Here is a 14,312-nt window from a genome sequence, read left to right on the forward strand (position 1 = left end):
TTGGCCGGCCCCGCCACCTCCGCTCCGGACGTCCGGCAACGCTTCCTCGTCCCCGTGCTCGGCGCATGCGGCATCGTCTCCGCGCTCATGCAGACCGTCGTCGTACCACTCCTGCCGGACCTGCCCGAACTGACCGGGAGCACGGCCTCGACGGTCAGCTGGATGGTCACCGCGACGCTGCTCAGCGGTGCGGTGTGCACACCGCTGCTGGGCCGCGCCGGCGACATGTTCGGCAAGAAGCGCATGTTGATGGTCGCGATGGTCGTGCTCTCGATCGGCTCCCTGATGTGCGCGCTGACCTCGGACATCGGCGTGCTGATCGTGGGCCGCGCGCTGCAGGGCATGGCCACGGCCGTCGTCCCGTTGGGGATCAGCATCCTGCGCGACGAACTGCCGCCGGCCAGGGTCGGCGCCGGCGTCGCGATGATGAGCTCGACGCTCGGCATCGGTGCCGCCGTCGGGCTCCCGGTCGCGGGCCTGGTCGTCGACCACGCCGACTGGCACGTGATGTTCTGGGGTGCCACCGGGCTCGCGCTCGTGGTGCTGACCCTGGTCGCCGTGGTCGTCCGCGAATCGCCGGTGCGCAACCCCGGCCGGTTCGACGTGGTCGGCTCGCTCGGCCTCGCCGCGTTCCTGGTGTGCCTGCTGCTCGCGGTGTCCAAGGGCACCGCGTGGGGCTGGGGGAGCGCCCACACGCTCGGGCTGCTCGCGGCCGCGATCGTGATCGTGTTCGGCTGGGGAGCGCACCAACTGCGGGTGTCCACACCGCTCGTGGACCTGCGGGTGACCGCGCGACCGGCCGTATTGCTGCCCAACATCGCGGCGCTGTTCATCGGATTCTCGTTCTACGCCAACAGCCTGTCGACGGCTCAGCTGGTGCAGACGCCGAAGGAGAGCGGGTACGGGCTCGGCGTCTCGGTGGCGGTCGGCGGCCTGTGTCTGCTGCCCGGCGGGGTGATGATGGTCGTGCTCTCGCCGATCTCCACCCGGCTGACCGCGACCCGAGGGCCCAGATTCTGTCTCGGGATCGGCTCGGTGCTGCTCGGTCTGGGCTACATCGTGCGGATCTTCACCAGTCACGAGCTGTGGACCATCATCCTGGGCGCGACGGTCGTCGCCTCGGGGACCGCGATGTGCTACTCGGCGCTGCCGATGCTGGTCATCCGGGCCATCCCCGCCGCACAGACGGCGGCCGCCAACGGCATCAACGCGCTCATGCGCACGATCGGCCAGGCCGTGTGCAGCGCGGTGGTCGCGGCGGTGCTCACGGCGTACACGATGTCGGTCGGCGGGCGGGTGCTGCCGGCGCTGCACGCGTACATGGTCGTGTTCGTGATCGCCGGGGTGGTCGCCGGCTGCGCGCTCGTCGCGTGCCTGTGCATCCCCGACGCCGCGGGCCCGACGGCGGTGGCGATCCCCGCCCCCGCCGCCGAGCCGCGGCCGGCGCCGGCTAAGCCAGGCCCAGGCGGTCGAACATGATCAGGCCGTCCTCGAAGACGGTCAGCCCGGTGACCTTCGCGTCCTTCGCCTGGATCGCCGCCGTGAACGCCTGCTCGTAGGCGAACAGCGGGACGTCCTTGGCCAGTTCGCGCTGGACCAGCGCGTAGGCGGCCTTGCGCGCCTGTGCGTCGGTGCCGGCCCGGGCCTGGTCCAACGCCTGGTCCACCGCCGGGCTCTTCCACTGCATGTGGTTGTCCTGGCCCTTGGAGTGCAGGAAGTTGTAGAGCACCGGCTCCGGGTCGTCGAAGGACAGCACGAACTCACCGGCCTCGAACTGCCGTTGGATCTGCACCTTCTGGAGGTACTGGGTACCCTCCAGGAACTCGGTCTTCATGGTGATGTTCTTCATCGTCGCGACCTGCGCGAGCCAGTACTCGGCGGTCAGATGCGAACCGGGGCTGTTGTACGTGCTGTACGTGAACGACAGCGGCTTGCCCTCGGCGGCGAGCTGGTCGAGCAGCCGCTGCGCCTCGGCCCGGTTGTTCGCCGGCAGCACCGCGTCGGCGGCGGTGAACTCCGTGCCGGGGCGCAGGAAGGTGCTCAGCGGCTTGCCGGCGTTGGCGGTGACCACCTTCGCCCGGTCGACCGGGTCCATGATCAGCGCGTACGCGCGGCGTGCGCGGGGGTCGTCGAAGGGCGGCCGGCTGGTGTTGAACAGCGTCATGAAGCCGCCGTTCTTGCCCTCGGTGGCGACCGGCAGGCCGGCTTTCTGCGCGTCGCCCATCAGCTTGGCCTGGGCCGTCGTCAGCACGTGTGCCTGGTTGGCGTTGAGCATCGCCAGCCGCTGCGACTGGTCGACCACCGGCTTGAGGATCAGCTCCTTGAGCGGCGGCCGCCCACCCGGCTGCCAGTACCGCGGATTGCGCTCGAGCACGAGCTGCTGGTCGCGCACCCAGCTCTTGACCTTGTACGGCCCGGCGCCCACCGGCTTGTTGCCGAAGCCCTTGGGGTCGGCCTTGATCGCGGTGGGCGAGCCGATGAACGCGAGGTTGTGCGCGATCACCTTGTCGAAGTGCGCGTTCGGTGCGGGCAGCGTGATCGCGAGCGTCCGGTTGTCGGTCACCGCCACGTCCAACCCCGCCACCACGCGGGCCTGCATCGACCTGTTCGCCGGGTCGGCGTGCCGGGCCCAGTTGAACTTGACCGCCTCGGCGTCCAGGGGCGTGCCGTCCGAGAACTTCAGGTCGGGCTTGAGCCGCAGCGTCCACACCCGGCCGCCCTCCGCGGCGGTCGCGCGCTCGGCGAGCTGCGGTTCGGCGCGTCCGGTCTTGGGGTCGATCCACAGCAGGACATCGAACACGGCGGCGGCCTGGGTGCCGCCCGTGATCTGCGACAGGCTCGCCACGGTCGGGTCCAGGCTGCGCGCCTCCTGGGTGACCAGGACGGTCATCGAGCCGTGCCCGGAGCTGCCGGCCGCCGAGTCGGAGCCGCAGGCGACGGTGGTGAGGGTGAGTCCGGTCATCGCGGCCACCAGGGCCGCCTGCCGGGGGAGCACGGATCGCACGTGGTCTCTCCTTGCGTGGCACACCCCGGGCGGACCGGGCAGGCCTGAATCTCCGTCGGTGAGGGGGCTCAACCTAGAGTCACTTCTGACACTCCGTCAACAGTCGTTCCATCCAGAGTGATCACCCGACTCGGCGGGGGCGGTGGGGCGGGGCGGGCCCGAGTGTCGTCCGCGGACCGGACGGTCGATCACGGCCGGTCGGGTGATTCGTGCGATTTCCCCGGCAAATCGGGCATAGGACGGTGTGTTTGTCGATGCCGACATGCCCGAGACACCCGAGACGCCGAACGCACGCCAGGAGACCGCATGACGACCGCCGACCTGTCGCCGGAGCTGCTCGCCGAGCTGCGCCGGCCCCGCGCGCACCCCGCCGTGTCCGCGACGCTGCCCACGCACCGGCACCGGCCGGAGAACCAGCAGGACCACATTCGGCTGCGGAACGTGTTGGCGGAGGCCGAGAAGCGGCTCGCGGCGGATCCCGAGGTCAGCCGGGAGGCTCGGATCAAGACGGCGGACCACCTCAAGGCCGCCGCGGCCGAGCTGGACCCCGAGCACTTCCTGGACGGCCTGGTCCTGTACGCGTCGGCGGACGAGCACTACGCCTTCACCATCGAGGCACCGGTGAGCGAGCGCGTGGTCTTCGCGACCACCTACCTCACCCGCAACCTGGTCTCCGCGGCCGAACGGCTGACCCCGTACTGGGCGCTCGTGCTCAGCGACCACGAGGTGCACCTGTGGCACGGCCGGGGCGAGGAGGTGCACGAGGTCCGGGACGGGGGCTTCCCGGTCACCTCCGGTGGGCCGGAGCCGGATGGACCGCTCAGGCGCGAGGGCGGCGGCATGGGCGTGAGCGAGGAGGTCCGGCGGCTGCTGCACGAGGCCGACGAGCAGTTGGCGCACGCGCTGGCGGGTCGCGACGACAAGGTCGTACTCGTGGGGCTGCGGCCGCAGGTCAAGGCGTTCCGGGAGACCACCCGCAACGGTGTGCACCTGGCCGAGACCGAGCTGGAGGTCGGCGGCCTGGCCGACGCGACGCCCGGGCAGTTCGCGGCCATCCTGGCACCCGCGCGCACCGCGCTGGCGGCCGAGGCGACCGCCGCCGCGCTGTCGACGCTCGACGACGCGCGCAGCGCCAAGCGCTACGCCGGCGGGATCCAGGAGGTGTGGGCTCCGGCGCGGGCCGGTCGCGGCGCGCTCCTCGTGGTCGAGGAAGGGTTGCGGGTGACGGGCAGGCTGGTCACGGTCGACAAGACCGAGGAGATCGTGTTGCAGGTGCTCACCGGCCCGCGGGCCGAGGACGCGGTGTTGGCCGGAAGGGCGGAGGACGACATCGTGGACACCGTGGTCGAGGCGGTCCTGGAGGCGGACGGCAAGGTCGTCTTCGTGCCCGACGGCACGCTCGCGGACGCGGGCGGCATCGCGATGTGGCTGCGCTACTGAGCCGGCGCCCCCGGGCGGCCCGGCGCCGCGGAGTATGCCGGCGCTCCTGAGTGTGAACATGCGTGCGGCGGCGATCCCCGAGGGGGTCGCCGCCGCGGTCGCGTGACACGTGTCACAGCGGGTCGGATCGGGGTTCAGCGCAGATCGCGTTCCAGCGCCTCGAGGTCGTCCTCGTACGCGGTGCTGGTCTCGAACCGGTAGATGATGCTGCGCGGATCCGCGTCGTCGAACGGCGCGTCCAGCCACTCGCCCGGTTCGGTCGGCTCGATCGCCGAGACCCACAGGGTGGAATCGCCGGGTTCCAGGCCGAGTTCGTCGGCGCGCTGGGCGATCTCGTCGGGGTCGTACACGTCGAACAGGACCGCGACCGCGCTGGACGCGTTGTCCGTCCCGGCGTCGCGGGGGGACGTCGGCGGTTCGGACTCGCCGGCCTCCGCGTCGGCCCGGCGCGCGTGGTCGACGAGCGCCATGAGGTCCTTGATGACGTAGTCCCGGCGGATCAGCACGGTGACCGCCTCGGGGTTGGTCGGCCCCTCGTACTCGGTCTCCTCGCCACTGCTCGGCACCTCGAACGGGGTGACCTCGTCGTAGGCGTCGTACAACAACTCGTCGTACGCCTCGGCGGCGGCCGCGAGCGCGTCATACGCGGTGAACACGGCCGGGTCGCTCTCGCCTTCGCGAGCCTCGACGGCCGCCAAGTGGTCGTCGATCGCCGATTTGAGAACGTCCGCGGCGGCACGGACCTGCTCTGGCGTGGGCTGCGCAACACCGGTCATGGGGTGACGTTATCCGCAAGACCCCTACCGGCGCACAATGGTTCACTGATGGCGGAGTCGGAGAGTTACCAAAAGGCCGGTCACCGTGCCGTCGCGCGGACGCCGGGGAACGGAAACATGGCGGACTACGAGTTTCGGCAACTGGACATTCCGCGCGGTACATCCCGCACCGACGCGTGCCGGATCCTGACCGAGCACGCGGAGTACGGCTATTGGGAGCTGGACCGACTGCTGCTGCGGGGCGACGGCAGCCGCCGGGTGGTGCTGCGGCGCCGGATCATCCGACAGGTGCGGACCATGTGACCGATCGTCACGTCGAACGAGCGGCGCCGGCGAAAGCACTGCCGACGAAGCACTTCCGACGAAGCAGTGCCGACGCACAGCGGGGACGAACCAGCGCCGACGAAACGGCACCGACGAAAACTGCCCGCCCCTGTCCTCCCAGGGGCGGGCGGTCTATGTGATCGTCGATCGCGTGCGCCGGGCTCAGTCCTGCGTGGTACGCGCGCGGCGGTACAGCACGAAACCGCCGAGCAGCAGCGCGGCGCCGAACGGCGCCACCGTCAGCGCGCTCGAACCGGTCTGCGCGAGCGACGTGCCGCCGTGCTTCGCGGTGTCACCGGTCGTGTCGCCACCGGTCGAGCCATTGCCGGTCGTGCCGTTGCCGTTCGTGTCGCCACCGGTCGAGCCATTACCGGACGTGCCGTTGCCGTTCGTGCCGCCACCGGTCGTGCCGTTGCCGTTCGTGCCGCCACCCGTCGACGTCTCGCCGGTGGTGCCGCCGTTGCTGCCATTCGTCGGCGGCTTCGTGGTCGGCGGCTTGGTCGTCGGCGGCTTCGTGGTGGGCGGCTTGGTGGTGGGCGGGTGCGTGTGCGTCGGCGGCTTCGTGCACGGGGGGCACGAAGTCGGCGGCTTCGTGGTCGGCGGCTTCGTCGTCGGCGGCTCGTGCGTCGGCGGCTTGTGCGGCGAGGCGTTCACGCAGTTGTTGCCGAACGCCGGGTTCAGGGCACCGATGACGTTCACGGTGTTCCCGCACACATTCACCGGGATGTGGATCGGGACCTGGATGTTGTTGCCCGACGCCACGCCGGGTGATCCGGCGGCGGCGCCCTGCGCGCCGCTACTGGCGTTGGCCATGCCGACTGCCGCGGACGCGAGTGCGCCCGTGGTGGCGACGACGACCAACAGCCCCTTCTTGGTGAGCTGGTGCATGTAGTTCCCCTGTGTCTTCTGGCGAGGGGCGGGGGACGTTGACCCCGCACGGACGTCAACGAGGGGGGATACGCGAGGTCACCGAAGCTGCGCCGATTCGCTCTTACGGCTGAGCTTTTGGATTTCTTGGAACCGGCTTCAGATCGTTTATGACCGCTTTGTCTTCCAGGCGGGCGCTTGGCTGAGCGATGACGATCGACGATTTCGACGGCCGGACGGCCCGACAGCGGGATGGCCCCGAGACCGGAAGGGTCTCGGGGCCATCCTCACGCCAGAGAGCGCGGGTCTGTATCAGGCGTTGATGCAGGTGTTGCCGAACGTCGGGTTCAGCGCAGCGATGACGTTGACGGTGTTGCCGCACAGGTTGATCGGGATGTGGATCGGAACCTGGATGTTGTTGCCCGAGAGCACACCGGGGGAACCGACGGCCGCACCCTGCGCCTCGGAGTCCGCCATGGCGCCGCCGGCGCCGGCGAGCACAAGACCACCGCCGGCCGCGACGATGAACGCGACCTTGCCCATCTTCTTCATAATTCTTCCGTCCTCCTTGTCGACACCACGACGCGCTTGCGCGCCGCACAAGGGGAAACGACGGGATCGGGGGGAGGCTACGTGCTGAGTCGGGTATTCACTCATTCGGGCCCGAGAGCAGTTTTGGCAGGCATGTGGACGGGGCGCGCGGCCCCGGCCACACGCCCCCACGTCACGCGTTGTCGAGGAAATGATCCAGGACGCGCACGCCGAACTTCAGGCCGTCCACCGGGACGCGCTCGTCGACGCCGTGGAACATTCCGGCGAAGTCGAGGTCGGCCGGCAGCTTGAGCGGAGCGAACCCGAAGCAGCGAATCCCCAGGTCGGCGAAGGACTTCGCGTCGGTGCCGCCGGACAGGCAATACGGCACCGCGCGCGCACCCGGGTCGTGCGCGCGCAGCGCGGCCGACATGGCCTCGACCAGCGAGCCGTCGAAGCCGGTCTCCAGGGCCTGGTCGGTGTGTACCGTCTCGCGGCGCACCCGCGGACCGAGCACGGCGTCCAGCTCGGCGTGGAACTCGTCCTCGAAGCCCGGCAGGAACCGGCCGTCGAGGTGTGCGGTGGCCTGGCCGGGGATCACGTTGACCTTGTACCCGGCGCTGAGCATCGTCGGCTCCGCCGTATTGCGGATGGTCGCGCCGATGATGCTCGCGATCGGACCGAGCCGCTCGATCGTCGACTCGATGTCGTCCGGGTCGAGCTCGATGCCCAGCGCGTCGGAGACCTCGTCCAGGAACGCGCGCACGGTCTTGGTGACCCGGATCGGGAACTTGTGCCGACCCACGCGCGCGACGGCCTCGGCCAGCTCGGTGATCGCGTTGTCCTTCGCGATCATCGAGCCGTGGCCGGCGGTGCCGTCCACGATCAGCCGCATCCAGTCCATGCCCTTCTGGGCGGTCTCGATCAGGTACAGGCGCAGGTCGTCGTTGACCGTGAAGGAGAAGCCGCCGACCTCGCCGATGCCCTCGGTGACGCCCTCGAACAGGTCGCGGTGGTTGTCGACCAGGTGCCGGGCGCCGTATACGCCGCCGGCCTCCTCGTCGGCCACGAACGCCAGCACGATGTCGCGCGAGGGCAGCCGGCCGGTGCGGACCCGGTCGCGCAGCACCGCGAGCACCATCGCGTCCATGTCCTTCATGTCGACCGCGCCGCGGCCCCAGAGGCAGCCGTCGGCGACCTCGCCCGCGAACGGGTCGTACGTCCAGTCCGCCGCGTTCGCGGGGACGACGTCGGTGTGGCCGTGGATCAGCAGGCCGGGGCGCGAGGGGTCGGTGCCCTGGATCCGGACGACGGTGCTCGCGCGACCGCGGTCCGATTCGTAGATCTTCGGTTCGAGCCCGACCTCGGCGAGTTTCTCCGCGACGTACTCGGCGGCAGCCCGCTCGCCCGGCCCCGAGCCGTCCCCATAGTTGCTCGTGTCGATCCGGATCAGGTCGCGACACAGGTCGACGACCTCGTCCTCCGCGGTCGTGGTGGGCTGGGGACGGACAGCCTCCGTCATGACGGGCTCCTCGGGAAAGGCGGAACGGCACGTGTGTACGGGTGTATCACCATCCTGCACCCGCGTGCGGAGTCGGAGCGGGCGGGGCCGGTATCCGACCACCACCGATCGAGGGTGGGTCCGCGGTCGTCGCCGGGCGCGAACGTAGGGAGATGCCTCTGACGGGCCGGATCGAGCCGGGCTACCGTCCCCATCACGGGTCGAACACGAACAAGCAGGCGAGTCGGACAATCGGGAGGGGTGGCACATGAACGGCACCGCGTGGGGTCTCACCGGACCCGAGTTCCTCAGGCTGTACGGCGGCGTCATCGTGGGCCTGTTCCTGCTCGCGCTGGTCCTGCGGGTCGTGATGGCGTGGGCGGTGCGCGGTTATCCGAACCGGTCCGAGCTCGGCGCCTACGACGCCGCGTTCCTGGCCGGCGGAGCGATGCGGGTCGCCGACACCGCGCTCGCGTCGCTGATCACCGACGGGTACGTGCACGTCCAGCGCAAGGGTCGGGTCGGCGCCGCCACGGGCGCGCGCCCGGCCGATCCCGTCGCGGCGGCCGTGTTCGACGTGGTGCGCACGTCGAGCGGATCGCGCCCCGCGATGATGCGGGCGTGGTCGCGCAGCCCCGCGCTCGCGCAGATCGAGGGCGGCCTGGTCGAGCAGGGCCTGGTGCACTCCAAGTCGGCCCGGCGGATCGGCAAGCTGCCGGTGCGGCTCATGATGCTCCTCGCGTGGGTCGCCATCGCCCGCGTGATCAACGCGATCGTGGTCGGGCGGCCGGTCGGCATCCTGATCGTGTTCGTCGTCGTCACGTTCTTGCTCATCGGTCTCGCCGACAGCCCCTTCCGGGCCACCCGAGCCGGCCGCAAGGCGCTGGCCGAGCTGACCTCGCGGGTGCGTGCCGACTCCCAAACGGTCTCCTCGGACCTGTTGTCGGGTTCCTCGGTCGCCACCGGGGCGATCGTGGGCCTGTTCGCGGTGGCGTGCCTGGGCCTGGCCGCGCACCCGGACCCGGAGGCGCGCGAGTCGTTGGTGGCCTACGGCGGCACCTCCGGCAGCGGTGGCGGTGACGGTGGTGGTGACGGCGGGGGTTGTGGCGGCGGTGGTGGCTGCGGCGGTGGCTGCGGTGGTTGCGGCGGCTGACGGATCACACCGATCCGAACACGCGCCGGTCGAGGTGGGGCGAATCCCCCCTCGGCCGGCGCGTGTTCGTGGTTCGAACCCTTGAGCGGGGAAGAGTCCGGCCGGGGAATGAGTTCTACGTGTCGCCGCTCCTCCTGAGTGCCCGTGGTGCGGCACGACCGGAGGGAGTCTGCGTTGAGTGTGATCGAGGTTGCCCCGGCTCGGATCGACCCTGTGCGGTGGCCCGACGTGGCCGCCGTGCCGCGGCGACCGATGCGTGCGGCGGTGGCCCGTTTTCTGTTCGAGCGGGCGGTGGCACGCCTGCCGCTGCGGGTGTGGATCGACGGGGCGGTTTTCGGCGCCGGCGGCTCGGCGGCGCCCCGGATGCGGATCGTGCGGCCGGACGCGTTCTTCCATCGGGTGGGCGCGGGCGGGCTGATCGGCTTCGGCGAGGCGTACCAGGCGGGTGACTGGGAGGCCGACGATCTGACCGCCCTGCTCACCGTGTTCGCGTCGCGGGTGAGCACGCTGATCCCGCCCGCGTTGCAGCGGCTGAGACCGATCGTGGTGCCGCGCATGCCGCGTTCACAGCGCAACACGGTGGCGGGCGCGCGGCGCAACATACACCGGCACTACGACCTGTCGAACGAGCTGTTCGCGACCTTCCTGGACGAGACGATGGCCTACTCGTCCGCCGTGTTCGAGCCGGGCTCCGACGGCGGCCCGGCGGCGGGCGAGGACGCGCTGACCGCGGCCCAGCACCGCAAGATCGACCGCCTGCTCGACCTCGCGGCCGTCGGACCGGGCACTCGGGTGCTCGAAATCGGGACCGGGTGGGGCGAGTTGGCCCTGCGCGCGGCCGAACGCGGCGCGCACGTGCACACCATCACGATCTCGGCCGAACAGCGCGACCTCGCGATCGCGCGGATCGCCAGGGCGGGCCACGCGGACCGGGTCGAGGTCGAGCTGTGCGACTACCCCCAGGTGCACGGCAGTTACGACGCCATCGTCAGCGTCGAGATGATCGAGGCGGTGGGGGAGGAGTACTGGCCGATCTACTTCGGGGTGCTCGACCGGCGGCTCGCGCCGGGCGGGCGGGTCGCCCTGCAATCGATCACGATGCCGCACGATCGGATGGTCGCCAGCCGGTCCACGTACACGTGGATCCACAAGTACATCTTCCCGGGCGGCCTGATCCCCTCCGACGACGCGGTTCGCAAGGCGACGAGCGCGACCCGGCTGCGGGTGGCGGACAGCAGGTCGTACGGCCTGCACTACGCCGAGACGCTGCGCCTGTGGCGCGAGCGGTTCAACCGACGTGCGGACGAGGTCGAGTCGTTGGGCTTCGACCGGGTCTTCCGGCGGATGTGGAACCTCTACCTGGCGTGGTCCGAGGCGGGCTTCCGCTCGGGCTACCTGGACGTCCGGCAGTACCTGCTGATGGAGGCGTGATCCGGTGCCGCTCCGACGGCCTCCGGCCCGACCGGCGGAGTGGGGGAGCGGGGGAGCGGCTCCCGGTTCACCGAAACTCCCTCACGACCGGGCCGGAATTCGAGGGCTTCCCCTGCATCGCCACCGATACCCCGCGTGATCTGCTGAGAACTCGGAGGAGGCAAGGGACGGCAAGCCGCGTCTCCATCGACCTGGTCGTACCGGTGGGACCGGTCGACGAGGGTGTGTTCCGGTCGGCCGTCGCGGGGGTGCGGCCGGCCGGAGCCACACCGATCACCTACCTGTCGCGCAACACCGCCGCAACGACGAAGCCCCGGGCGCCGCCCGGGGCTTCGTCGTGTCGCGGTCTTGCGAGCGTCGAGGGCCCGGCCCCAGGGGGCCGCGACTCGACGGCTCAGAGCGCCACGCCGAGGATGGCGTCCAGTGCTCGCGAGGCCACGCCCGGGGCGGACATGTCCTCGCCGCCCTCGGCGATTTGCTTCGCCGCCCAGGCGTCCATCGCGGCCAGTGCGCCCGGGGCGTCCAGGTCGTCGGACATCCGCTCGCGGATCGTGGCGAGGAGTTCGGTGGTGTCGGGGCCGTCGGGGCGGCCGACCGCCGCGCGCCACAGCGCCAGTCGGGTGTGCGCGTCGGCCAGGACCCCCTCGGTCCACTCCCAGTCGCTGCGGTAGTGGTGGGCCAGCAGGACCAGGCGGATCGCCATCGGGTCCACGCCCTCGCGGCGCAGCTTGGACACGAACACCAGGTTGCCGCGCGACTTGGACATCTTCTCGCCGTCGAGCGCGACCATGCCGGCGTGTACGTACGCCTTCGCGTACGGCACCTCGCCCGTGTAGACGTGCGCGTGCGAGGCGCCCATCTCGTGGTGCGGGAAGATCAGGTCGCTGCCGCCGCCCTGGACGTCGAAGCCCATGCCCAGGTACTTGAGCGCGATCGCGACGCACTCGATGTGCCAGCCGGGCCGCCCGGCGCCGAAGGACGCTTCCCACGACGGCTCACCGGGCCGCGCCGCGCGCCACAGGAGCGGGTCGAGCGGGTCCTTCTTGCCCTCGCGGTCCGGATCGCCACCGCGCTCGCCGAAGATCTCGAGCATCTCGCCGGCGCTGTAGCCGGACACCCCGCCGAACCGCTCGTCCGAGGCGATCGAGAAGTAGATGTCGCCGTCGACCGAGTAGGCCGCGTCCTTCGCCAGCAGGTCCTCGATCAGTGGCACGATCAGCGATATCGCCTCGACCACGCCGATGTAGTTGGCCGGCGGGAGCACCCGCAGCGACGCCATGTCCTCGCGGAACAGCGTGGTCTCGCGCTGCGCCAGCTCGACCCAGTCGATGCCGTCGCGGTCGGCGCGCTCCAAAAGCGGGTCGTCGACGTCGGTCACGTTCTGCACGTAGTCGACCTCGTGCCCGGCGTCCCGCCAGACCCGCTGGAGCAGGTCGAACGCGACATAGGTGGCCGCGTGGCCGATGTGGGTCGCGTCGTACGGGGTGATGCCGCACACATACAGCCGTGCAACCGGTCCCGGGGTGATCGTCACGAGATCGTGCACGGAACTGTCGTACACGCGCAGGGACGCACCCTGACCAGGGAGGACGGGGAGCTCGGGAGCAGGCCAGGCATACATACGTATGAGCCTAACGTCAGTGGACCCGGAAGATCTTCCAGGGTTGACGGACGAGTTTCGCGCGCCTTTCGCGGACAGGCCCACCGGCCCGCGCTCGGCGGCGCTTCCGGACCCGCTCTCGGACCCGTTCCCGGGTCGAACTCACGAACCGTCAGATCGGCGGCCACGGGATGACATGTCGCCGGCCGCTCGGCTCCGGCAGCTTGTCGAGCTCCAGCAGAACTCTCACCCGTTCGCGCGTGGCGGCCACCTCGTCCGGCGTAATCAGCTCGCCGAGGCGGGCCCCGAGGGCGCCGTCCAGCTCGGTCGCCAACGAGGTCAGCGCCGCCCGAGCGGTGGCCGGCAGCGGTTCGCCCGCCCAGCCCCACAGCAGCGTGCGCAGCTTGTCCTCGACGTGGAAGCAGATTCCGTGATCGATCCCGTACACGTGCCCGTCCGGGCCGGGCAGCAGGTGGCCGCCCTTGCGGTCGGCATTGTTGATCACCGCGTCGAATACCGCGATCCGGCGCAGCGTGTCGGCGGCGGCGTGGACGAGCAGGGCCGGCTGCTCCTTGCCGTTCCCGTCCGGGACGACCACGTGCGCGATCGGCTTCCAGGCCGGCCCCGGGTCGACCGCGGGCAGGATCGCGACCGGCTCGGGCTCGTCGTCGGCCCGGGTGTGATCGATCCACATCTGGCACATGCCCGAGCCGTACGGCCCCTCGCGGAACACGGTCGTGGGCACGATGTCCCAGCCGAGCGCCTCGGACACCTCGTACGCCGCGACCTCGCGCCCCGCGAGCGTGCCGTCGGGGAAGTCCCACAGTGGACGCTCGCCGGCCACGGGCTTCCACACGCACGGGAGCGACACCCCCTCGAGTGTCGCGACGCAGTACAACGTCGCGTTGGAGGCGTCCTCCAGGCGCGCCTGCACGGTCAACTCGCCCCGGAGCAGCAGCTCACGGACGGCGTCGGAGTCGAGGACCGTGTCGATCAACGTCGGTATCCGTTGGCGCGCGGGCAGATGTGCCCCTCGGGATCCATCGGCAGCCCGCAGAACGGGCACGCGGGTCGGCCGGCCGCGACCACGAGCAGCGCGCGCTTGGCGAACGCACGGGCCTGACCGCCGGTGAGCCGGACCCGCAGCAGCGGCGGGCCGTCCTCGTCGTCGTCATCGCCGAGCAGGGTGTCCTCGGGGGTGTCGTCGTCGGGCACCTGTGCCTGCGCCTCGACCACGAGCCGCTCGTCGTCGGCGTCCCACGCGAGCGCCATCGTGCCGACCCGGAACTCCTCCAGGATCGGCGGCAACAGCGGCCCGGAGTCCTCGAGTTCGGTCGGCGTCACGGCCGGCACCGCGGTCTCGCCGCCGGTGCGGCGAACCAGCTCGTCGAGCAGTTCGTCGACGCGTTCGGCCAGTACCGACACCTGGGTCTTCTCCAGGGCCACGCTGGTGACGCGTCCGCCGGCGGACGCCTGGAGGAAGAAGGTTCGCTGGCCGGGCTCACCTACGGTGCCGGCGACGAACCGCTCCGGGGGGTCGTACAGGAAGACCTGGCGGGGCACGAGCTGCTCCGTGTTTCTGTCGAGAGCGAGGGACGGGGGAGTGGGACGGGCGGGACGGGACAGGCGGACCCGGGGTCCGGTGCGCGTTCGGGCGTTCACGCACGTGCTCTCGTGCGTACGCG

The 14,312-nt window shown here is 70.9% G+C and carries 13 protein-coding genes; 5 read left to right on the plus strand and 8 right to left on the minus strand.

The features are described from left to right. Entirely contained in the window at positions 1-1,479 is a 1,479-nt protein-coding gene (locus OG928_RS27230) for an MFS transporter (protein WP_406288407.1), read from the plus strand. Here the strand turns inward: OG928_RS27230 and OG928_RS27235 are convergent. Continuing rightward, positions 1,451-3,004: an ABC transporter substrate-binding protein gene (locus OG928_RS27235; RefSeq protein WP_406288409.1), complete on the minus strand. Its 1,554-nt coding sequence runs from the start codon at positions 3,002-3,004 to the stop codon at positions 1,451-1,453. The two genes, OG928_RS27230 and OG928_RS27235, sit on opposite strands and share 29 nt — an antisense overlap. Positions 3,005-3,310: 306 nt before the next feature. Here OG928_RS27235 and OG928_RS27240 point away from each other — a divergent pair, with 306 nt between their 5' ends. Further along, complete coding sequence (locus tag OG928_RS27240; protein WP_406288412.1) at positions 3,311-4,444, plus strand: chemotaxis protein; 1,134 nt, start codon at positions 3,311-3,313, stop codon at positions 4,442-4,444. A gap of 134 nt (positions 4,445-4,578) precedes the next feature. Here the strand turns inward: OG928_RS27240 and OG928_RS27245 are convergent, their stop codons facing one another. Next, entirely contained in the window at positions 4,579-5,220 is a 642-nt protein-coding gene (locus OG928_RS27245) for a hypothetical protein (protein ID WP_406288414.1), read from the minus strand. A gap of 117 nt (positions 5,221-5,337) precedes the next feature. Between OG928_RS27245 and OG928_RS27250 the strand changes: the two genes are divergently transcribed. After that, positions 5,338-5,523, plus strand: a complete 186-nt coding sequence (locus OG928_RS27250) for a DUF5703 family protein (RefSeq protein ID WP_395868893.1) — start codon at positions 5,338-5,340, stop codon at positions 5,521-5,523. Positions 5,524-5,706: 183 nt separating this feature from the next. Here OG928_RS27250 and OG928_RS27255 read toward each other — a convergent pair whose 3' ends face one another. The 3 genes from OG928_RS27255 to OG928_RS27265 all read right to left on the minus strand — a co-directional run bounded on the left by OG928_RS27255 (position 5,707) and on the right by OG928_RS27265 (position 8,464). After that, positions 5,707-6,432: a chaplin gene (locus OG928_RS27255; RefSeq protein ID WP_406288417.1), complete on the minus strand. Its 726-nt coding sequence runs from the start codon at positions 6,430-6,432 to the stop codon at positions 5,707-5,709. Positions 6,433-6,723: 291 nt separating this feature from the next. Continuing rightward, positions 6,724-6,963 (minus strand): chaplin, encoded by a 240-nt coding sequence (locus OG928_RS27260; protein ID WP_406288418.1) that lies wholly within the window; start codon positions 6,961-6,963, stop codon positions 6,724-6,726. Between the two features lie 172 nt (positions 6,964-7,135). After that, positions 7,136-8,464, minus strand: coding sequence for a M20/M25/M40 family metallo-hydrolase (locus OG928_RS27265; protein ID WP_406288419.1), 1,329 nt, complete (start codon positions 8,462-8,464; stop codon positions 7,136-7,138). A gap of 247 nt (positions 8,465-8,711) precedes the next feature. Here OG928_RS27265 and OG928_RS27270 point away from each other — a divergent pair, with 247 nt between their 5' ends. Together OG928_RS27270 and OG928_RS27275 are read left to right on the plus strand one after the other, a co-directional pair. Further along, a complete protein-coding gene (locus OG928_RS27270; RefSeq protein ID WP_406288421.1) occupies positions 8,712-9,596 on the plus strand; it encodes a TIGR04222 domain-containing membrane protein in 885 nt (294 codons plus the stop codon). Between the two features lie 174 nt (positions 9,597-9,770). Then, positions 9,771-11,027 (plus strand): class I SAM-dependent methyltransferase, encoded by a 1,257-nt coding sequence (locus tag OG928_RS27275; protein WP_406288422.1) that lies wholly within the window; start codon positions 9,771-9,773, stop codon positions 11,025-11,027. 394 nt (positions 11,028-11,421) lie between these two features. Here the strand turns inward: OG928_RS27275 and mshC are convergent, their stop codons facing one another. The 3 genes from mshC to OG928_RS27290 all read right to left on the minus strand — a co-directional run bounded on the left by mshC (position 11,422) and on the right by OG928_RS27290 (position 14,190). Next, positions 11,422-12,648, minus strand: coding sequence for a cysteine--1-D-myo-inosityl 2-amino-2-deoxy-alpha-D-glucopyranoside ligase (gene mshC, locus OG928_RS27280; protein ID WP_406288424.1), 1,227 nt, complete (start codon positions 12,646-12,648; stop codon positions 11,422-11,424). Positions 12,649-12,799: 151 nt separating this feature from the next. Beyond that, positions 12,800-13,651 carry an SCO1664 family protein gene (locus tag OG928_RS27285; protein ID WP_406291250.1) on the minus strand — a complete coding sequence of 284 codons (852 nt, stop codon included), beginning with the start codon at positions 13,649-13,651 and terminating at the stop codon, positions 12,800-12,802. Beyond that, on the minus strand, positions 13,621-14,190 hold the full coding sequence (locus OG928_RS27290; RefSeq protein WP_406288426.1) for a DUF3090 domain-containing protein: 570 nt from the start codon (positions 14,188-14,190) through the stop codon (positions 13,621-13,623). The genes OG928_RS27285 and OG928_RS27290 overlap by 31 nt, the downstream gene beginning before the upstream one ends. Positions 14,191-14,312: the final 122 nt, after the last annotated feature.

The sequence above is a fragment of the Embleya sp. NBC_00896 genome (assembly GCF_045207785.1).
Lineage (GTDB): Bacteria > Actinomycetota > Actinomycetes > Streptomycetales > Streptomycetaceae > Embleya.